Here is a 20,356-nt window from a genome sequence, read left to right on the forward strand (position 1 = left end):
CCCGGCTCTGGCCGGGTTTTTTTTACGCTGAACTTGCCCCCAGGATCATTAGGTTGTTATAACAGTGGTCAGAACCTGCCCCTAACCTGGGAGGCTGTAATGGAAGTGAATGCAATTCGTCAGGTTGCCGTGCCCTGGGCCGGAGCCCGCGGTTTAACCACCGGGCTGATGCTTACAGAGCTGCATCAGGATGTATGGAGTGGCTGCCTGGAGCTGGCCATGGGGGTACCATCCGGTATGGATACACCGCCACACATTGTGTACTGGCTGAGCTTTGGCCATCTTTATGGTTACCGCGTGCTGGAAGGGGCCGATGTTCATGAGCTGCTTGAGGATGACGATGATATCGACAGCCAGATCCAGCTGATTACCCCATCTCGTTTTTTAACCTGGTTTCATCAGGAGACCATGGGCTCGCATCTGGATGAAGACATTCAGCACTATCGCATTGCCTGCTGGGATTTTTGTGTGGATGTGCTGGCGGCTCAGCCGCCGGATGTGTGTATCAATAAGGAGTAGCATGAAAGGCTTTATTCTGGTCGCTCATGGCAGCAGACGGACTGCTGCCAATGAGGAAATTGCCGGGTTTGCCCAGCGTATGACGGCCTCAATGAAAGGCGGCTTTGATTTGACCGGACATGGTTTCTGGGAGCTGGCAGAGCCGTCACTGGTACAGGTGATTGATGCCCAGGTGGCTGCCGGAGCCCGGGACATCACGCTGTTTCCTTATTTTCTTGCCGAAGGCAAGCATGTCGTCAAAGACCTGCCTTCCGTACTGGCGGAGAAAAAAGCCCAGTACCCGGGGGTAAAACTGACCCTGTTACCGCACCTGGGGGCGATTCCGGGTTTTGACCAGTGGCTGGCAGAACAGCTGCAGGGGAGTAATGAGGTTAATGGGTAGGGCAGGTTGGCGATGAGCGAAGCGAATCCCAATATTGCCTCTGTAAGCTCAGTTCGGTATGACCGGCAAAAATGCTGGGACTTGTCCTAACCTGCTGCCTGGCATTTTCGTTATGACAGTGCAGGTGTACACGGGCAAGGACGTCATGCCCGTGCAGACGGGCATCCATTAAAGACGCCTCAGATGCCAGCATGGTATGTAACAGGTCTCGTCCCCGCCTTCGCTGGGGATGACGTTCCTTCGCAAGGGTGACCAACAATAAAAATCGGGGCCAATTTGGCCCCGTTCAGTTTTTACTGCTGTTCCCGTTCTATCGCCCGCCAGGCGATATCGTTGCGGAAAAACACATCGTCCCACTGGATCTGGCGGGTCAGTTCATAGGCTTTTTGCTGGGCCTGGCTGACGCTTTCACCCAGGGCGGTGGCACACAGCACCCGGCCGCCGGCGGTAACTACTTCATCCCCCTTGAACTGGGTGCCGGCGTGGAATACCTTGGCTCCGTCGGCCTCGGCGGGAATACCGGTGATCACATCACCCTGACGATAGGCACCCGGGTAGCCACCCGCCGCCAGTACCACACCCACGGCGGCGCGCTCATCAAACTCGGCAGTGACCGTGTTCAGCTCACCCTTGCAGCCTGCCAGACACAGCTCTACCAGATCGGATTTCAGCCGCAGCATAATGGGCTGGGTTTCCGGATCACCAAAGCGGCAGTTGAACTCGATCACCTTGGGCTGACCAGCCTGGTCGATCATCAAGCCGGCATAGAGAAAGCCTTTGTACACATGACCTTCATCCGCCATGCCGCGTACCGTAGGCATGATCACCTGCTCCATGATTCGGTCATGGATTTCCTGGGTAACCACCGGAGCCGGGCTATAGGCCCCCATGCCGCCGGTGTTGGGGCCGGTGTCCTTGTCGCCCACGCGCTTGTGATCCTGGCTGGTGGCCATGGGCACCACGTGCTCGCCGTCTACCATGACGATGAAAGAAGCTTCTTCACCGTCGAGGAACTCCTCGATTACCACCCGGCTGCCGGCGTCACCAAAGGCGTTACCCGCCAGCATGTCGCGTACTGCGTCCTCGGCTTCTGCCAGGGACATGGCCACGATCACGCCTTTGCCTGCGGCAAGGCCGTCGGCCTTGATGACGATAGGAGCACCCTGCTGACGCAGGTAGTCCAGCGCCGGCTCTACTTCGGTGAAGTTCTGATAAGCGGCAGTAGGAATTTGCTGGCGGGCCAGAAAGTCTTTGGTAAAGGCCTTGGAGCCTTCCAGCTGAGCCGCACCCGCGCTGGGGCCGAAAATGGTCAGACCGTCGGCTTCAAAGGCATCGACCACGCCCGCCACCAGCGGAGCTTCAGGGCCGACGATGGTCAGCTCAATCTGCTCCTGTTTGGCAAACGCCAGCAGGGCCGGAATGTCGGTGGCGGCAATGGCCACATTGGTAAGGGCCGGCTCAAGTTCGGTACCGGCATTGCCCGGGGCAACAAACACCCGGCTGACCCTGGGGGACTGGGCGGCTTTCCACGCCAGAGCGTGTTCACGACCGCCACCGCCGATGACTAATACGTTCATGGAATTTCCTCGCAATCAGTGGCGGAAGTGGCGCATGCCGGTAAAGACCATGGCCATGCCGTGCTCGTCGGCAGCCTGTATGACTTCTTCGTCGCGCATGGAGCCACCGGGCTGGATAACACAGCTGATGCCGGCGGCGGCGGCGGCGTCGATGCCGTCACGGAAGGGGAAGAAGGCATCAGATGCCATCACCGAACCTTCTACCTGCAGGCCTTCATCAGCGGCCTTGATACCGGCGATTTTGGCGGAGTAAACGCGGCTCATCTGACCGGCACCCACACCGATGGTCTGGCTGTCCTTGGCGTAGACGATGGCGTTGGATTTAACGAACTTGGCCACCTTCCAGCAGAACAGCAGATCTTTCAGTTCTTCCTCGGTGGGCTGGCGCTTGCTCACTACCTTGAGGTCGGCCAGGTCGACCATGCCCTGATCCCGGTCCTGCACCAGAATACCGCCGTTCACACGTTTAATGTCGAGACCCTGGGTCTGATTGTTCCACTGACCGCATTCCAGCAGACGTACGTTCTTCTTGTCGGCCACGGCGGCTTTTGCCTCGGCGCTGATGGACGGAGCGATGATCACTTCCACAAACTGGCGCTCGATAATGGCACTGGCGGTGGCCGCGTCCAGCTCGCGGTTAAAGGCGATGATGCCGCCAAAGGCAGAAGTGGGATCGGTCTGGTAGGCACGATCGTAGGCTTCCAGAAGACTCCCGCCCAGGGCTACACCGCAGGGATTGGCGTGCTTGACGATCACACAGGCCGGCTCATCGAATTCCTTCACACACTCCAAGGCGGCGTCGGTGTCGGCGATGTTATTGTAGGACAGCTCCTTGCCCTGCAGCTGGGTGGCGGTAGCGACAGAAGCTTCGTCGACGTTGTTTTCCACATAGAAGGCGGCGCTCTGGTGGCTGTTTTCGCCGTAGCGCAGATCCTGCTTCTTGGTGAACTGGTAGTTCACGGTGCGCGGGAACTTGGAGCCCTCGGTGGCCTGGTGATAGGCCGGTACCATGGTGCCAAAGTAGTTGGCGATCATGCCGTCGTACTGGGCGGTGTGTTCAAAGGCGGCAATGGCCAGGCTGAAGCGGGTGGCCTGGTTCAGGCTGTTGCCGTTGGCATCCAGCTCGGTCAGCAGGCGATCGTAGTCGCTGGCGTTAACCACAATGGCTACGTCGTTGTGGTTTTTGGCCGCAGCGCGCACCATGGTGGGACCACCGATATCGATGTTTTCAATCGCGTCTTCCAGGCTGCAATCGGCCTTGGCAACGGTATTGGCGAAAGGATAGAGATTGACCACGACCATGTCGATGGGCGCAATGCCGTGCTCGTTCATGATGGCGTCGTCCTGGCCGCGACGACCGAGAATGCCGCCGTGTACCTTGGGGTGCAGGGTCTTGACGCGACCGTCCATCATTTCCGGAAAACCGGTATAGTCGGATACTTCGGTCACGGGCAGGCCTTGTTCCGCCAGCAGGCGGGCGGTGCCGCCGGTAGACAGCAGCTCCACGCCACGGGCGTGCAGCCCCTGGGCGAATTCCACAATGCCTTGTTTGTCGGACACACTCAGCAGAGCACGGCGAATGGGTCGGGCAGTTTCCATTATGTTCTCGTTCCTTTAACGATTCATCGGGGGGTTTGGTAAAATCGGCGAGACAACGCCACCGGCTTTACCAAACCGCCTGGTACGCCAGAACGGAGGCGGCATATTCTACCCGCTTTTGCCGCTGAGTGCCGGACTATTTGGTTCGGTGTAAAGAGACTTTATGTGTAATCAAACCTGCTGTTAAAGGAGGATCGGATGTATCGTATTGGTGAGCTGGCCAAGGCCTTTGGTATCAAGGCCGATACCCTGCGTTTTTATGAAAAGGAAGGATTGCTGGTGCCGGGAGTGCGCACTTCCACCGGCTACCGGCAGTACAGTGAAGACGACAAGAAACGTCTGCATTTTATTCTGCGCAGTAAGAAAGTGGGGTTTTCCCTGAAAGATATTGAAGAGCTTCTGGCCCTGCGCATCAGCAGCTGTGAAGTCTCCTGCCGTGAGGTGAAAGCAGTGGCCGATACCAAGCTGGCTGATGTGGAAGAGCGCATTCGCGAGCTGGAGCAGTTCCGCCGTTCGTTGCGCCAGCTGTCGGACGCTTGCTGCGGCGGCCAGGAAAGTGCCGAGCACTGCTCCATTCTGGAAGCGCTGGACGGCAAGCTGGAGAATACTGACAATAACGCCCGTTAATGCCCCCTCTGAAACAGCCGTATTCTGCGGTCAGGTCAGTAGCTTTTCCACCATTGCTGTGGTGCCGCTTCCGTTGGCACCAGGCTCCCGCGGCAGCAGGAGCCTAGTGTCCGTTACCTTACTACCAGAACAGCACAGTCGGCGTGGCGAACCACTTTTGATGAGTTGGAGCCGAGCAGGTAGGTTTCGGCTCCCGGACGTGAAGCGGGCATGATAATTAAATTGACAGCCAGCTTCTTGGCCCGGGCCAGAATGGTGTCATACACCACGCCGTGACGCACTTCCAGACGGCCGCGATGCTCGTCGGGGATATGCGTCTGCATAAATTCATCCAGCTGTGCCCTGATGGCTTCGTCTTGTTTCTCCAGCAGTTCCTTGGAGTAAAACGGGGCCGCGGCATGATGCACCCGGGACGGATTCACATACAGCAGGTGAATCCGGCCTTCGGGGTGGCACAGCTGCAGTGCTGACTCCACCACCTGTGCGGACAGGTTCTCGTGCTCAAAATCCAGCGGCAGCAGTATCTCTTTGAACATCAGTCGTTACCCCATTAGTTTGTTGGGCAGCCAGGTCACGATTTCCGGTACCAGCATGCACAGGATCAGCACGCCCAGCTTGAGCGCCACAAAAGGCAGAATAGACTTGTAAATATCCATCATGGTGACGCCGGGAGGGGCTATGCCCTTGAGATAGAACAGCGCGAAGCCGTAGGGGGGCGTCTGCACCGCAATCTCGATATTCAGAATCATCAGAATACCGAACCAGATGGGGTCGTAGCCCAGGCTCACGGCAATGGGGGTGAACAGCGGGGCACAGATCAGCACGATGATCATCTCATCGATGATAAAACCGAGCAGCAGCATTACCACCTGCATCATGATGATAATGGCGATGGGGGGCAGGTCCAGGCCGGAGGCAAAATCCGCCACCATGCCCTGCACGCCCATCAGCAGGTGAAAGTTGCTGAACACCGAGGCACCCATCACAATCCAGATAGCCACACTGACCAGCAGGGCGGTCTCGGCACCGGAGCGCTTCATCATGTTTAGTTTGAACCGACGGTAAAGAATGGCCAGCAACAGGGCACCCACCACACCAATTGCACCAGACTCGGTGGGGGTGGCTATGCCACTGATAATGCTGCCGAGCACCAGAGCAATCAGCCCCAAGGCCAGAAAGCCATCACGCAGGGTGATTAACTTTTCGCGGTTATTCTTGGGTACATCCAGAGCGTGGCCCATGGGGGCGCGGCTGGGGTTGAGTTTGCAGGAGATCACCACATACAGCACCATGACAGTGATCGAAATCAGCGCCGGTATCAGGGCACCGATAAACATTTTGCCCACCGAGTTCTGTGTGGTAGAACTGAATAAAATCATGGGAATGCTGGGCGGAATAAGAATGCCCAGACCACCGCCGGCCATGATTACTCCAAGGGCCAGCTTTTTGTCATAGCCGCGCTCCAGCATGGGACGCAGGGCAATGCTGCCCGAGGTCATGATGCCGGCACCAATAATGCCGACCATGGCACCGATCATGGAGCAGACGCCAATCACGCTGATGGCCAGTGAGCCGCGAATGCGACCAATCACCAGCTGGCTGGCCTTGAACATGGCATCACCAATGCCAGAGCGGGTCAGTAATTGTCCCATATAGATGTAAAGGGGAATGGCCAGCAGCACAAAGCTGAACAGCGTGCTTTCAATGGTGGTGGGCACAATGTTGAAAATTCCGTCTCCCCAGGTGGCATAGCCCAGCAACATGGCTACACCGCCCAATGCCAGGCCCACCTGAGCCCCCATGATAAAAGACACCAGTACGCCCAGCAGCAGCAGGCCGGTGATCAGTTCAATACTCATGCTTGTTCTTCCTCATTCAGCAGGGGATCACCGGTGACCAGTTGCCAGGTATCTTTAATCATGTCTGCCGACAGCTGCATTAAAAACAGCACGGCGGCGACGGTCACCATAATCCAGAAATGGGCGATGGACGGTGCCCATTCCGACTGCCGGGTATAACCAAATTCCAGTGCTTCCACTGCCTTTTCCCAACCCTTGGTGGCAATGACCAGCAAAAAGAAGCCCCCGAGGGTATTGGCCAGCAGATCAAAGACATTTTTCCAGCGTTGGGATACCGCCAGATAGACAATATCGACGTTGATATGGGATTTTTTCAGCTGGGCATGGGCACCGCACAAGGCACCGATGTAACCAAATAAAAACAGGGAAACGTCGTAGGCCCAGAGGGTGGGGCGATCCAGTACATAGCGGGAGAACACCTCAAAAGCGACGGTGCCTGCCAGCAAGGGTAACGCCAGAGAAATGGTATGGCTGGTAGCAGATACCAGCCAGCCGACGCCTCTGCACCAGAAACTAAGCAGTGTTTTCATGATACGTCCGGGTGATTGTTATGCAGGCTGCCCCGCAGCGCGGGGCAGTGATAAGGCTTACTTCATCAGCTCAACGAGGCGGGAGCTGTATTTATCGGTTTTGCCGTAGTGGGCCCAAACGGCTTCGGCGGCGTCACGCCATTTGGCCTGATCGGCATCGGAGGCATCCGGGCTCCAGGTCAGGCCCTGCTTTTCCATATCGGCCACGGCTTCTTTTTCCCACAGGGCAGACTTTTCTGCCTGCTGCTCGGCATGCCATTTGGCGGCGTTGCGTACCACTTCCTTCAGATCGTCCGGCAGTTTTTTCCAGGCGTTCTTGTTCACCAGTACCGGCAGTGCCTGGGCACTGGATACCGGCAGCGGGTACATGAACTTGGCTACTTCGGCAAAGTTGCCGTCGCGATGGTCAATCAGGTTGGAACCGATGGTGCCGTCAATGACGCCGGTGGCCAGACTGGTATAGGTTTCCCCCCAGGCCAGGTTAACCGGAGACGCACCCAGCTCACGGAAGAAGCGGCCGTAGGCACCAGGAGCACGGATTTTCAGACCCTTGAAGTCTTCTATCGACTCAATTTTTTCTTTGGTGATCACATAGACACCGGGCTGAAAGTAGGGAGCCAGCCAGACCAGGTTATGACGGTCGTAGGCTTCAGTCAGTACGTCACTCCAGCCTTTTTCATAAAACAGCTGGTTCAGCTCTTCCAGGCTGCCATTGGATCCAGGTAACCCGACTTCAACGACACCGAAAGGAATTTCACCGGCATGCATGGGCTGGAAAGGCGCGGCCATGTCCAGCAGGCCGGACTTGGTGGCACTGATAATGCCTTTGGTGTCGACGCCTTCGCCGGCATAAAGCATATTGATTTTCATGCGGCCGTCAGAATCGGCTTCTATCTTGTCGGCAAAAGACTGGTATACATCACCAAAGGCGGTACCGCGGGAATAAAGGTTGGTAAAACGCCAGGTGACATCGGCGGCCATGGCTTCCATGGTGGCCCCCATGCCGGCAACGGCAATCAGCGAGGCGGCAATCTTGGTGCGGGCAGTGCTCCAGAGTCTGTTCATGTGTTAGTCCCTTGTGTTATCACGTTCCATTGATGTCGGGTCTGGCCCGAGGTGAGATTAAACTTGACGATATAAAGTCTGCGTCAGGTTAACGTCCGGTTAAATGCACGAAAGCGAAACTTGAGTTTGATGAGAATCAAACAAAGCCGGAAAGTCCTTGTGTATACAGTGGTTAGCACTATTTAAAAGAGGAATTACAGCAGAATCAAAGGTGGGAACTGTGAGTGTGATCATACTGTTACGCTGTTGTCAGACAAGGTAACGGTTGCGGGTTGCGGGCTGTTCTCCCCCTTGAGCAAGGGGGAGGGGCGGAGCATCAGCCTTGGCTCAGCTGGTCTTTAATCAACTGCAGAAACAACTGCCGTATGCGGCTCTGGCGGCCGTGGCTGCGGGTAATGGCGGAAATACCCAGCAAATGCGTTTTCTGGCGGGGCAGAAGGGGGCGCAGGCGACCGTTGTCCACCCAGCGGCGGGCGTAACTTTCGGGCAAAAAGCCGATGTACTGGCCCGATAAAATCAGGGCGGCACGAGGCTCATAATGATAGGCGCGTCCAGCCAGCTTCATGCCTGCCAGCTGGGCGCTGGTTTCCGGGTTGGTATGAATGCCGGGGTGGATCAGTTTGAATTCGGGCAGCCGCTCGGTGATGACATCATCGTCCTGCTCGGCAAACAACGGATGACGATCGCTGCAATACAGAAAACAGCGCACCTGATACAGGTGATGATAGTCCAGCCCTTCCAGATCCCGGTGATAATGGATAAAGCCGATATCGGCCTCGTCACTCAGCACCCGGCGCTCAATTTCGCCCATGTAGGCGACATCGACACTGACATTGACATCCGGGGCCTGTTCTCCCAGTGCAGAAAATACCTTCACCATGGAAAATTCATCTTCCAGCCAGATGCTGTCACTGGACACAATTTTCAGTTCGCCACTCAGCTGTTCGTGCAGTTCGTTCACCGTATAGCGAAATTCCTCCAGCCGGCTGAACAGCCGTTTGGTGGAGTCGTAAATGACTTCGCCGTCATCAGTGAGGGAAAAACCTGAGCGGCCACGCCGGCACAGTTTTAGTTTTAGCCGGCTTTCCAGATTGGCCATGTGTACGCTGATGGTGGAACGACTGATATTCAGCTCGGTTTCCGCGGCGGAAAATCCGCCGCACTCAACCACGGTTTTAAACAGCTTCAGCAGACGAATTTCATAATCACCAATCTGGCTGAGAACAGGTCGGTTGGTTTGGCTCATAGTTTGAACTGCCTCAATGTATATGTTGATAGGAGATAATTTACCGGACTTTGCGCCGGGGGCTAGCATGTTGTCAAACAGTGGCCCGTGCCGTTGTGGCGCTGCTCACGGCAATTGGACTTGCGGGCGAGGATGGAATCAAGATGAGGCAGCTACTATGAGCATTTCTGCAGTGAACAGTACCCTGGTAAGGGAAAGCGGCTATATTGACGGTCGCTGGTGTCAGGCCGACGGCGGTAACACCATTTCTGTATATAACCCTGCCACCGGCGAACAACTGGGCCAGGTGCCTGACATGGGAGAAACCGAAACCCGTGCCGCCATCGAGGCCGCCAGCCGGGCTCTTCCGGCCTGGAGTGCGCTTAATCCGAAAGAACGTGCTCGCCTGCTGCGGGACTGGTTTGATCTGATCATTGAACATAAAGAAGATCTGGCCCGGCTGATGACTCAGGAGCAGGGCAAACCGTTGTTCGAAACCCGGGGGGAGGTACTGTACGGAGCCTCCTACATTGAGTGGTATGCCGAAGAAGCCAAGCGAGCCTATGGTCGGGTATTTTCCGCACCTACCGGTGACAAGCGGGCGCTGAGCATTCAGCAGCCCATTGGTGTAGTGGCAGCGATTACCCCCTGGAACTTCCCCAACGCCATGATTACCCGCAAGCTGGCACCCGCACTGGCGGCTGGCTGCACCACCGTGGTCAAGCCGTCGGAAGAAACTCCATTCTCTGCGCTGGCGCTGATGGCCCTGGCCGAGCAGGCGGGCATTCCTGCCGGCGTGATTAACATGGTGACATCCAGCCAGGCGGCGGCAGTGGGTAATGTACTGACCAGCGATGCTCGGGTACGCAAGCTGTCGTTCACCGGCTCTACCCGTGTAGGCAAGCTGCTCTATGGTCAGAGCGCCGACACTGTGAAAAAGCTCAGTCTGGAGCTGGGTGGGAATGCGCCCTTTATCGTGTTTGACGATGCCGACCTCGATGCGGCCGTGACCGGGGCAGTGATTTCCAAGTTTCGCAATGCCGGTCAGACCTGTGTGTGCGCCAACCGTATTTTGGTGCAGGACGGCATTTACGATGAATTTATGGCCCGCTTCAAGGCTGAAGTAGAGAAGTTTGTTATCGGTAATGGTCTCGATGCTGCGACTACCCTTGGTCCTGTGATCAACAAGGCTGCCGTCGACAAAATTGCTGGCATGGTAGATGCGGCCCAGAGCGAAGGTGCCACCCTGATCACCGGTGGACATCGCCATGAGGCCGGCGAGCTGTTCTTTGAGCCGACCATCCTGGGGGACGTAACCCAGCAAATGGCTATTGCCAACCAGGAAATCTTTGGTCCGGTTGCACCGGTCATTCGTTTCAGTGATGAAGCAGAAGCCGTGACCATTGCCAACGATACCCCTTACGGTCTGGCCGCTTATTTTTATACCGAGAGCCACAGCCGTATCTGGCGCGTCGCCGAGCAGCTGGAATACGGCATGATCGGCATTAACGAAGGCATTTTGTCCAACGAGATTGCCCCCTTTGGCGGCGTGAAAGAGTCGGGTCTGGGCCGTGAAGGCTCCGCCGAAGGCCTGGCCGATTATATGGAAACCAAATACCTGTGCATGGGCGGCATTCGCTGAGCCGTTTTAAAGGAGAAATATCATGAGCAAGAACCAGCAACTCCAGCAACGCAAAGATGCCGTCTTTGCCCGCGGCATGGGCAACATGGCCCCTGTTTACGTCGACCGTGCCCTGAACAATGAAATCTGGGACGTAGAAGGCAACCGCTTTATCGACTTCGCCGCCGGTATTGCTGTGGTTAACACCGGACACAGCCATCCGCGTATTGTAGCTGCGGTCAACGAGCAGCTGCAGCGCTTCAGTCACACCTGTGCCATGGTCACTCCTTATGAGAGTGCGGTTGAGCTGGCCGAGCGTCTGGTGAAGCTGGCTCCGGGCGACAGCGCCAAAAAGGCCATTTTTGTCACCACCGGTGCCGAAGCGGTAGAAAATGCGGTAAAAATTGCGCGTGCTCATACCAAGCGCAGCGGCGTGATTGCCTTTAATGGTGGTTTTCACGGCCGTACCAATCTGTCCATGGGGCTGACCGGCAAGGTTGCACCCTATAAAGCCGGCTTTGGTCCTTTCCCGGGCGAGATCTATCACCTGCCTTATCCGAACGCTTATCACGGTGTGACCGAGGAGCAGTCCCTCAAGGCCCTGGATGAGTTGTTTCACTGTGATATTGAGCCGGGACGAGTAGCAGCACTGATCATCGAGCCGGTACAGGGCGAGGGTGGTTTCTATCAGGCCCCGGCTTCTTTCCTGCAAAAGCTGCGCGCGATCTGCGATCAGCACGGCATTGTGCTGATCTGCGATGAGATTCAGACCGGTTTTGCCCGTACCGGCAAGCTGTTCGCCACCGAATATGCCGGCATTGAGCCGGATCTGATGACCATGGCCAAGGGTATTGCCGGTGGTTTCCCGCTGTCAGCCGTGGTGGGCAAGGCTGAGATCATGGACGCAGCCAACCCGGGTGGCCTGGGTGGTACTTATGCGGCCTTCCCGCTGGCCTGTGCTGCTGGCCTGGAAGTACTGAAGATCATTGAAGAAGAACAGCTGTGCAACAAGGCCCTGGCCTTGGGTGAGCTGATGAACAAGCGCCTGAGTGAACTGCAGGCCAAATATCCTCACCATATCGGCCAGGTGCGCAACCTGGGTGCCATGGTGGCGATGGAGCTGGTGCACAATGGGGATGTGGATCAGCCAAACCCTGAACTGACCAAAGCGATAGTGGCCAAGGGGATCGAAAAGGGCGTGATTTTGTTGTCTTGCGGTGTTCGCGGCAACGTTATCCGTTTCCTGCCGGCCCTGACTTCACCGCAGGAGGTGGTCAGTGAAGGTCTGGATCTGCTTGAGCAGGTGCTTGCCGAGCTCGTCTGAGCCGGTAGATACGTCGATGTCAAAGTAGTTTTGGCGGGCCATGTGCCCGCCTTTTTTGTTTCATGAATGTACCTGCAAGTGCTTGTTGGCTGTTAAAGTGAGCCGAGTGTTCATGAATGGTGGGGTTTCAGTGGTGGCTGCTTTTCGTTCATTGAAAGTCGCATTGGTTCTCATGTTACTGCCTTTCTTGTTTCTGGCGCTGAGCGTGCCGATATTGGTCACGCCGCTGACCAAGTATTTATTGCAGCAAAAAATGCAGGAGATTGATTCTTATCTGGAACGTCGGGCGAGTGCGCTTGATCGTACCATTATGGCGCAACTTGCCGGGTTGAAATTTGATTGCAGTGAACAAGATATGCAACTGTTGCGTGCTCCTCAATATTACAGTCGCTATATACGTCTTATCGGTATAAAAAATGCTCTGAATATCAGTTGTTCGAGTGTCGGGCTGGCTGTTGATAACAAGTACATTCAAAGCCCGGCATCTGACGGATTTACTTTGTTGAATACTCCCCTATATGCAGGTACGGAGAGTGAGTTGCTGGTGCACTATCAGCAGCAGGGGAATGTGGTGTTCTGGGTACTGGACAGCAGCTGGAGCAGGGAGCTGCTCGAAACACCTTGTAGCGACTGTTTTTACCTTTCCTTCGATTACACTGGCACCAGGCTGGACACTCTTCAGCGCGGCAACCCTGCTATCCCCAATGAAGATGCTTCGCTGTTGATACAGCAAGATTTTATTCATCAGAGCCAGCCTCTTGTGGCCAGCGTGCAGCAGTTATGGGGCGGGCAGGCATTACGTAACCATGCTCACGGTTTACTATGGTGGTGGGGTTGTGTGATCAGTCTGGCTCTGGGAACAGTGTTGGCGGCAGGTTACCTCTATTTTCGTCGTTACCGGAACACGCTTCGCGGTCTTATTGAGCAAGGGATTAAGGATGGCGGATTTATTCCCTATTATCAGCCGGTGGTAGATAGCAGAAGTCAGCGTATTGTGGGATATGAGGTACTGGTTCGCTGGCAAAAGGGAAGTGAGTTAATACCACCGGATCAGTTTATTCCGGTCGCGGAAAGTGAGGGGCTGATAGTAGAAATTACCATGCAGTTGCTGCGTCGTGTGCTTGATGATCTTGAGCGGCTTGATACTGCGCACTGGGTCAGCATTAATTTAGTGGCTGAACATGTGGAAACGGATTGTCTGGTGCGCTGGCTGCAGGCGCGGAACTGGCCTTGGCCGGATCGTATTAAGTTTGAGCTGACAGAGCGGACACCGATAAAGAGTCTGCATCATGCGGACAGACATATTAGTTCACTGATTAAGCGAGGCTACCAGTTCAAAATTGATGACTTCGGCACAGGCTATGGTGGTTTTGTTTATCTGCAGCAGCTGAGCATAGAGGGCATCAAAATAGATAAAATGTTTATTGATACGATTGGTACCAATGATGTCAAGAGTAGCGTTTTGGACTCCATCATTTCTTCTGCTCATCAGACGAATATGACGGTGATCGCGGAGGGAGTGGAAACACCGGCTCAAATCACTTACCTGGCTCAGCGCCAGGTCTTCCTTATTCAGGGTTACGTATTTTATCGGCCCATGCCTATTTCCGGGATATTGATGCTGCGGGAACGGGGAGCATTTTGAACCTTTTTCCCAATTAAAACATCAGGTAAAGGTGGTGTTTGGTGGCTCGCTCATAAAAAATGCCGGACATCTTAAACGATGCAGCTTTTTGGGCTTGACCTTCCCCCTGTGTCAGGGTTCAAAGTAAGAGTGTCACACTTAATCAGGAGATAAAACCATGCTGACCCTTACCGTTCCCGACATGACCTGCGGCCACTGTGTGGGCGTGATTTCCGGCATTCTTACCGGGCTGGATCCGGACTGTGAACTGAACTTTGAACTGGCCAGCCGCAAGGTGAGCATCAGTTCCACTCTGCCTCGAGAAGACATTGTCGAGGCGTTGAGTGATGCCGGCTACAGCTGCGAATAAACAGCGGAGGCAGTCATGAGCACAAACACAACGGAACTTCGTCTGCCCATTGAGGGGATGAGTTGTGCCTCCTGCGTGTCCCGGGTCGAAAAGGCCCTGAACGGTGTGCAGGGCGTGCACTCGGCCAGTGTTAATCTGGCGTCCGGCAGTGCCGAGCTGGTGCTGGATAAGGGCCTTGCCACCGCTGAACTGGTGGCGGCGGTGGAAAAAGCCGGTTACCGGAGCCCGGTGGAGAAAACGGAGCTGGTGATTGGCGGCATGAGCTGTGCGTCCTGCACCGGCCGGGTGGAAAAGGTGTTAAGCCGTCTGCCCGGCGTACTGTCCGCCAATGTTAATCTGGCCGCCGGGCGGGCATATGTAGCGTTGCTCTCGGGCAGTCAGGATATCAACGCGCTGATTACTGTGGTGGAAAAAGCCGGCTTCAGTGCTGAAGCTGTCGACGAGCAGAGCGAAAATAACGAAAGTGATGAGCGCAATCGGGAGCTGGTATCACTGAAGCGTTCATTGTTGCTGTCGGCCCTGCTTACTCTGCCAGTGTTTGTGCTGGAAATGGGCTCCCATTTTGTGCCCGGCATGCATGCATGGGTGGAGCGTACGCTGGGGCAGTCTCTCAACTGGCAACTTCAGTTTGTGCTGGCCACCCTGGTACTGTTTGGTCCGGGCTTGCTGTTCCTGAAGAAAGGGCTGCCGGCACTGCTGCGCGGTGCGCCGGAGATGAACTCTCTGGTTGCGCTGGGCGGATTGGCGGCCTGGGGTTACTCCACCGTGGCTACTTTTTCCGGTCACTGGTTACCGGAGGGCAGCCGTCAGGTTTATTTTGAAGCGGCGGCGGTGATCGTTACACTCATTTTGCTGGGGCGCTTTCTTGAGGCCCGGGCAAAAGGGCGCACCGGTGAAGCCATTAAAAAGCTGCTTAGTCTGCAGGCCCCCACGGCCCGGGTCGAGAAAAATGGCAGCACCGAAGACATTCCTCTCAAGCGAGTAAAAGTCAAAGACCATGTACGGGTACGCCCTGGCGAACGTATTCCGGTGGATGGCACCGTAATAGACGGTTCTTCATGGGTGGATGAGTCCATGCTGACCGGTGAGCCGGCACCGGTTGCCAAGGGAGAGGGGGATGAAGTCACCGGCGGTACCGTCAACAACAAGGGCTCCTTGCTGGTAGAAGTCACGCAGGTAGGCAAACAAACCAGGCTTGCCCAAATCATTCGGATGGTGGAGCAGGCCCAGGGGGCCAAGCTGCCCATTCAGGCGCTGGTCGATAAAGTCACCGGAGTGTTTGTGCCGGTGGTGATGAGCCTGGCGCTGCTGACCTTTGTGCTTTGGTGGTGGCAGGGGCCGGCTCCGGCGCTCAGCTTTGCGCTGGTAAACGGGGTGGCGGTGCTGATTATCGCCTGTCCTTGCGCCATGGGCCTGGCGACGCCGACTTCCATCATGGTCGGGACCGGTCGTGCGGCCGAGCTGGGGGTCTTGTTCCGCAAGGGGGAAGCACTGCAAGGACTGCGCGCGGTCAAGGTGATTGCCTTTGACAAAACCGGTACGCTCACCGAGGGCAAACCCGAACTGACCGATCTGCATGTGAGCTCAGGACAAGACCAGGATCGGGTACTGGCATTGATCGCGGCGGTAGAGCAGCGCTCTGAGCATCCCATCGCCGAGGCACTGATGGCGGCGGCACAAGAGCGCAACCTGAATCTGCCTGAGGTCAGTGAGTTCGACACCGTGACCGGTATGGGGGTAACGGCAAAGGCAGGTGGTATGCGGGTGAATGTGGGAGCCGATCGCTACCTGAAGTCCCTGAATATGGATCTGTCCGAGTTTACCAATCTCGCCAGTCAGCTTGCCGGTGAGGGTAAAACTCCCTTGTATGCTGCCATCGACGGTAAACCGGCTGCGGTGCTGGCGGTGGCAGACAGAGTAAAGGAAGGCACGCCCGCCGCCATTGCCGCCCTGCATGAACAGGGACTGAAAGTGGCGATGATTACCGGTGATAACGCAGGAACGGCCAATGCCATTGCCAGGCAACTGGGCATTGATGCGGTGGAAGCCGAAGTTATGCCCGATGGCAAGGTGGCGGCTCTGGCACATCTGCGCAAGCAGCACGGTGCTGTGGCGTTTGTAGGGGACGGCATCAACGATGCGCCGGCGTTGGCGGCAGCAGACGTTGGCCTGGCCATTGGCACCGGTACCGACATTGCCATTGAGGCAGCTCAGGTTGTACTAATGCGTGGTGACCTGCGCGCCGTGCCTCAGGCTCTGGCCATCAGCCGGGCCACACTGCGCAACATTCGCCAGAACCTGTTCTGGGCCTTTGCCTACAATGTGTGCCTTATTCCGGTGGCGGCCGGAGTGCTTTATCCGGCGTTTGGGCTGTTGCTGTCGCCCATGCTGGCAGCCGGTGCCATGGCGCTTTCCAGTGTATTTGTAGTGAGTAATGCGCTGCGGCTGAAGCGGTTCAGGAGCACATAAAAGACCGGAGTTGTTATAATGCGCGCTTTCCCATAAAACAGGACTCCGTTATGACAACTCTGGGTACCCCCCTCTCGGCAACTGCCACCCGGGTTTTGATGTGCGGTGGCGGTGAGCTGGGCAAGGAAGTGGTGATCGAACTGCAGCGCCTTGGCGTTGAAGTGATCGTCGTGGACCGTTATCCCAACTCGCCGGCCATGCAAGTGGCCCACCGCGCTCACGTGATTTCCATGCTTGATGGTGCAGCCCTGCGCGCCGTGATTGAGCAAGAACAACCAGATCTGATTGTGCCCGAAATTGAGGCCATCGCCACCGATACCCTGGCTGAGCTTGAGCAGGAAGGGTTTACCGTGGTGCCCACCGCCCGGGCCACTCAGCTCACCATGAACCGGGAAGGCATTCGCCGGCTGGCGGCGGAAGAGCTGGGGCTGTCCACTTCTCCCTACTGCTTTGCCGGCACGCTGGAGGAGTTTCGTGCCGCCGTGGCTGAGATTGGCCTGCCCTGCGTGGTCAAGCCGATCATGAGCTCGTCCGGCAAGGGGCAGAGCACGGTTAAAGCCGAGGCCGATATCGATGCCGCCTGGCACTACGCCCAGGAAGGCGGCCGTGCCGGTGGCGGCCGGGTGATAGTGGAAGGATTTGTTCAGTTCGACTACGAAATTACCTTGCTTACCGTGCGTCATGCCGGCGGCACCAGCTTTTGCGCACCCATCGGTCATATTCAGGTGGATGGTGATTATCGTGAATCCTGGCAGCCTCAGGCGATGAGCCCGTCGGCGCTGGCGGCGGCAGAGCAAGTGGCCGAAAAAATTACCGCGGCCCTCGGCGGTCGTGGCTTGTTTGGCGTAGAGCTGTTTATTCGCGGAGATGAAGTGCTGTTCAGCGAAGTGTCGCCCCGGCCTCATGACACCGGTATGGTTACGCTGATTTCCCAGAACCTGTCGGAGTTTGCCTTGCATGCCCGGGCCATTCTCGGCCTGCCTGTCCCTGCTATCCGTCAGTATGGACCGGCGGCCTCAGCGGTGATCCTGCCGGAGGGTGAGTCAGTCCAAACCACCTTTGGCAACCTGGCTGAGGCTTTGGCACAGCCTGATACCGATCTGCGCCTGTTCGGTAAACCGGAGATCAACGGTCGCCGCCGCATGGGCGTGGCCCTGGCCCTGGGTGACAGCATCGACGGTGCCCGTGACCAGGCCCGCCGTGCCGCCGAGGCGGTCAAGGTAACGTTCTAACAGGAATTCAGGTGGTCATTGCCGCGCAGGTGGCAATCCATTAAATCCGGCACGCCCTGAGGGTTTGCCGGATTTTTTATGGTCTGAGGTTATTGAGGCTGAACGGGTTAGAGCCAGAATCCCAGCAGCATAAAGGCCGGGATCAGCAGCAGCAGCGGACAACGGAATGCCCTCAGTGCCAGCAGGCCTAGGGCCGCTGCGGCCAGGGCCGGTGCGCCGGTCACGCTGGCCACGAACACCGGCTGATACAGCGCCGCCAGCAGCAGCCCCACCACAGCGGCATTAATACCGGCAATGGCACCAGCCATACGCGGATTGGCAGCCAGCGTCTGCCAGCCATTGATAAACGCCAGCACCAGCAAAAAGCCCGGCAAAAACACCCCGAAGGTAGCGACCAGCGCTCCCTGCAGAGGGCTGGCCGGCAGTAGCTCTGCGCCCAGAAAAGCCGCCAGGCTGAACATGGGGCCGGGCATGGCCTGAGCAGCACCGTAGCCGGTCAGAAAGGCATTATTCGAGAGCTCACCGGCGAGCAGGTTCTGCAACAGGGGGAGCACCACATGGCCACCGCCAAACACCAGGCTGCCGGCCTGATAAAAGTCAGCAAACAGGCCAGCCGAGCCCGGGGGAGCTAGCAGCGGTAATAACACCAGCAAAAATGCAAACAGCAATAAAAACGGCCAGTTAATCAGAGGCTTGTTTGCCGTTTTATCGCCTCCCGGGGTAAGCAGAAGCGCACCCGTGATGCCGGCCGTCAGTAAGGCGGCAAACTGGGCTGCCAGCCCAGGCCAGATCCACAGCAGCGCAGCCGTGCCCACGGCCAGACTCAGGGGCAGGCGGCTGCGGCAAAACTGTCCGGCCATGGACAGCACGGCATCGGCCACCACCACCAGTGCAAACAGCTTCAGCCCATTGATTATCGCCAGGGTCACGGCCGAGCCGGCATAGTGCTGCCCCAGCAGTGCCAGTGCCAGCATCAGCAAAAAGGAAGGTAGGGTAAATCCGGCAAAGGCAGCAATGGCACCGCCGAGGCCGGCGCGCTGGTAGCCGATGGCAAAGCCCAGCTGGCTGGATGCCGGCCCGGGAAGAAACTGGCACAGCGCTAGAGTGGAGGCAAACTGATCCTGGGGCAGCCACCCCAGCTTTTGCACGAAATGGCGCTGAAAATAACCGATATGAGCCGCTGGTCCGCCAAAACTGACCCAGCCCAGCATAAAGAACTGCCAGAACACCGAGAGCATACAGAAATCCGCTTGAAAAAGGATGTGGCCATGATACCTGCCCGGTATGACAGTTTATACATGGGTTTTTTGTTGTTTTTGTAAAGTTGGAACGACTTTTGCTACAGGGTGACGCTAAAGGTAATGGGCCCTGTCGCATATTCGGGCGGCCGGGCAGCAGTTCAGGTGGTACAGGCCGCCCTGGAGGAAAAGGCAGTGAGCAACAAGCAGCGGGCAGCAAAGACTCCGTGCGCACCGGGCAGCGGAAAAATTCATCCTGCAGGGGAAGGGGGCTTTCCCCCTTATGACTTTTTGCAACAGGAGTCTCCCCGGGAGCAGCAGCGGGAACGCTTGCTTCAGGCCATAGAAGAATGTCGGGATGGCTGGCGTCGCCGGCTTGAAGCCATGCTTTACCGCAGTGATCTGAGCCTGAGCTGCCGGCTACAGGAGCTGTTGGAACACAACACGGACCGTCTGCATTTTGTGATGGAACATCAATGGAATGGCCGGCTGCAACCCTCTGCGGCTTTGCAGATAGAACATGGTGCCCTGTACGGGCTGGCGGAAATGACATTTGGCGGGCAGCCCGGCGAGACTCCGGCGTTATTGCGGTCAGTGTCTGAAACGGAGCGCAGGCTGGCATCCAGCCTGCTGCTGATGCTGGCAGACGGTCTGATGGCGCGAATCTTGCCGGAGGCGGTGTCCGGTCATGCCGGCATGCAAGCCGGCGCACCGGATTTTATACCGCAGACACACCTTGCTTTTGAGATCAGTTTTGCCGGCCAGCAACTGAGCTGGATGCTGGTGCTTCCGGCGTTGACCGCCGAGGAGCCGGAAGCTTTGCCCGATCCGGCCATTGAGGGGCTGTCTGCAGCCCTGAACGCCAGGCTGCCCCGGCTGACCACCCGGCTATCGGTACCGCTGGCCAGCTTTGAGCTGCCGCTGGGAGACGTGAGCGGGCTGAGGGAAGGAGACGTGCTGCCCATTAATCTGCTGCAGGAAGTGGTGGCTCGGGCCGGGGAACAGCCACTGCTGAAAGGGCGGGTGGCAGAGCGTGATGGCAGGCTGGTGTTTGCCAGTCACGGATTTATAGACTGAATATTTACGGAGCGGTAA

Annotated in this window: 18 protein-coding genes; 10 read left to right on the plus strand and 8 right to left on the minus strand. The window is 56.9% G+C overall.

The annotated features are described in order from the left end of the window. The first annotated feature begins 99 nt into the window (after positions 1–99). Both B6S09_RS02590 and B6S09_RS02595 read left to right on the plus strand, forming a co-directional pair. Complete coding sequence (locus B6S09_RS02590) at positions 100–519, plus strand: hypothetical protein (RefSeq protein WP_094276936.1); 420 nt, start codon at positions 100–102, stop codon at positions 517–519. A gap of 1 nt (position 520) precedes the next feature. After that, positions 521–901 (plus strand): sirohydrochlorin chelatase, encoded by a 381-nt coding sequence (locus tag B6S09_RS02595; RefSeq protein ID WP_094276937.1) that lies wholly within the window; start codon positions 521–523, stop codon positions 899–901. Between the two features lie 293 nt (positions 902–1,194). On the opposite strand, the gene purD is transcribed toward B6S09_RS02595, so the two are convergent. Continuing rightward, positions 1,195–2,478: a phosphoribosylamine--glycine ligase gene (gene purD / locus B6S09_RS02600; RefSeq protein ID WP_094276938.1), complete on the minus strand. Its 1,284-nt coding sequence runs from the start codon at positions 2,476–2,478 to the stop codon at positions 1,195–1,197. A gap of 15 nt (positions 2,479–2,493) precedes the next feature. Continuing rightward, a complete protein-coding gene (gene purH, locus B6S09_RS02605; protein ID WP_094276939.1) occupies positions 2,494–4,077 on the minus strand; it encodes a bifunctional phosphoribosylaminoimidazolecarboxamide formyltransferase/IMP cyclohydrolase in 1,584 nt (527 codons plus the stop codon). Between the two features lie 198 nt (positions 4,078–4,275). Here purH and zntR point away from each other — a divergent pair, with 198 nt between their 5' ends. Next, complete coding sequence (gene zntR / locus B6S09_RS02610; RefSeq protein WP_094276940.1) at positions 4,276–4,704, plus strand: Zn(2+)-responsive transcriptional regulator; 429 nt, start codon at positions 4,276–4,278, stop codon at positions 4,702–4,704. Positions 4,705–4,817: 113 nt separating this feature from the next. Here the strand turns inward: zntR and B6S09_RS02615 are convergent, their stop codons facing one another. The 5 genes from B6S09_RS02615 to B6S09_RS02635 form a co-directional block, all read right to left on the minus strand. Next, positions 4,818–5,240: a universal stress protein gene (locus B6S09_RS02615; RefSeq protein ID WP_094276941.1), complete on the minus strand. Its 423-nt coding sequence runs from the start codon at positions 5,238–5,240 to the stop codon at positions 4,818–4,820. A 6-nt stretch (positions 5,241–5,246) separates the two neighbouring features. Continuing rightward, entirely contained in the window at positions 5,247–6,563 is a 1,317-nt protein-coding gene (locus tag B6S09_RS02620) for a TRAP transporter large permease (RefSeq protein WP_094276942.1), read from the minus strand. Beyond that, positions 6,560–7,093 carry a TRAP transporter small permease subunit gene (locus tag B6S09_RS02625; RefSeq protein WP_094276943.1) on the minus strand — a complete coding sequence of 178 codons (534 nt, stop codon included), beginning with the start codon at positions 7,091–7,093 and terminating at the stop codon, positions 6,560–6,562. Before B6S09_RS02625 ends, B6S09_RS02620 begins: the two co-directional genes overlap by 4 nt. A gap of 57 nt (positions 7,094–7,150) precedes the next feature. Beyond that, a complete protein-coding gene (gene dctP / locus B6S09_RS02630) occupies positions 7,151–8,158 on the minus strand; it encodes a TRAP transporter substrate-binding protein DctP (RefSeq protein ID WP_094276944.1) in 1,008 nt (335 codons plus the stop codon). 316 nt (positions 8,159–8,474) lie between these two features. Beyond that, positions 8,475–9,404: a LysR family transcriptional regulator gene (locus tag B6S09_RS02635; RefSeq protein ID WP_094276945.1), complete on the minus strand. Its 930-nt coding sequence runs from the start codon at positions 9,402–9,404 to the stop codon at positions 8,475–8,477. 157 nt (positions 9,405–9,561) lie between these two features. Between B6S09_RS02635 and B6S09_RS02640 the strand changes: the two genes are divergently transcribed. The 6 genes from B6S09_RS02640 (at position 9,562) to purT (ending at position 18,023) form a co-directional block, all read left to right on the plus strand. Next, complete coding sequence (locus B6S09_RS02640; protein ID WP_094276946.1) at positions 9,562–11,025, plus strand: NAD-dependent succinate-semialdehyde dehydrogenase; 1,464 nt, start codon at positions 9,562–9,564, stop codon at positions 11,023–11,025. A gap of 22 nt (positions 11,026–11,047) precedes the next feature. Next, the gene (gene gabT / locus B6S09_RS02645; RefSeq protein WP_094276947.1) at positions 11,048–12,328 is read left to right on the plus strand and encodes a 4-aminobutyrate--2-oxoglutarate transaminase; all 1,281 of its coding nucleotides are present in this window, start codon (positions 11,048–11,050) and stop codon (positions 12,326–12,328) included. Between the two features lie 112 nt (positions 12,329–12,440). Then, positions 12,441–13,973 (plus strand): EAL domain-containing protein, encoded by a 1,533-nt coding sequence (locus tag B6S09_RS02650; RefSeq protein WP_094276948.1) that lies wholly within the window; start codon positions 12,441–12,443, stop codon positions 13,971–13,973. 157 nt (positions 13,974–14,130) lie between these two features. Further along, on the plus strand, positions 14,131–14,322 hold the full coding sequence (locus tag B6S09_RS02655; protein WP_094276949.1) for a heavy-metal-associated domain-containing protein: 192 nt from the start codon (positions 14,131–14,133) through the stop codon (positions 14,320–14,322). 15 nt (positions 14,323–14,337) lie between these two features. Further along, positions 14,338–16,791, plus strand: coding sequence for a heavy metal translocating P-type ATPase (locus B6S09_RS02660; protein WP_094276950.1), 2,454 nt, complete (start codon positions 14,338–14,340; stop codon positions 16,789–16,791). Positions 16,792–16,841: 50 nt separating this feature from the next. Then, the gene (gene purT / locus B6S09_RS02665) at positions 16,842–18,023 is read left to right on the plus strand and encodes a formate-dependent phosphoribosylglycinamide formyltransferase (RefSeq protein ID WP_094276951.1); all 1,182 of its coding nucleotides are present in this window, start codon (positions 16,842–16,844) and stop codon (positions 18,021–18,023) included. A 107-nt stretch (positions 18,024–18,130) separates the two neighbouring features. Here the strand turns inward: purT and chrA are convergent, their stop codons facing one another. Further along, the gene (gene chrA, locus B6S09_RS02670) at positions 18,131–19,261 is read right to left on the minus strand and encodes a chromate efflux transporter (RefSeq protein ID WP_094276952.1); all 1,131 of its coding nucleotides are present in this window, start codon (positions 19,259–19,261) and stop codon (positions 18,131–18,133) included. A 195-nt stretch (positions 19,262–19,456) separates the two neighbouring features. Here chrA and B6S09_RS02675 point away from each other — a divergent pair, with 195 nt between their 5' ends. Then, positions 19,457–20,338: a FliM/FliN family flagellar motor switch protein gene (locus B6S09_RS02675; RefSeq protein WP_243832795.1), complete on the plus strand. Its 882-nt coding sequence runs from the start codon at positions 19,457–19,459 to the stop codon at positions 20,336–20,338. The last annotated feature ends 18 nt before the right edge of the window (positions 20,339–20,356 follow it).

This window comes from Oceanimonas baumannii (genome assembly GCF_002245495.1).
In the GTDB taxonomy this organism is placed as follows: domain Bacteria; phylum Pseudomonadota; class Gammaproteobacteria; order Enterobacterales; family Aeromonadaceae; genus Oceanimonas; species Oceanimonas baumannii.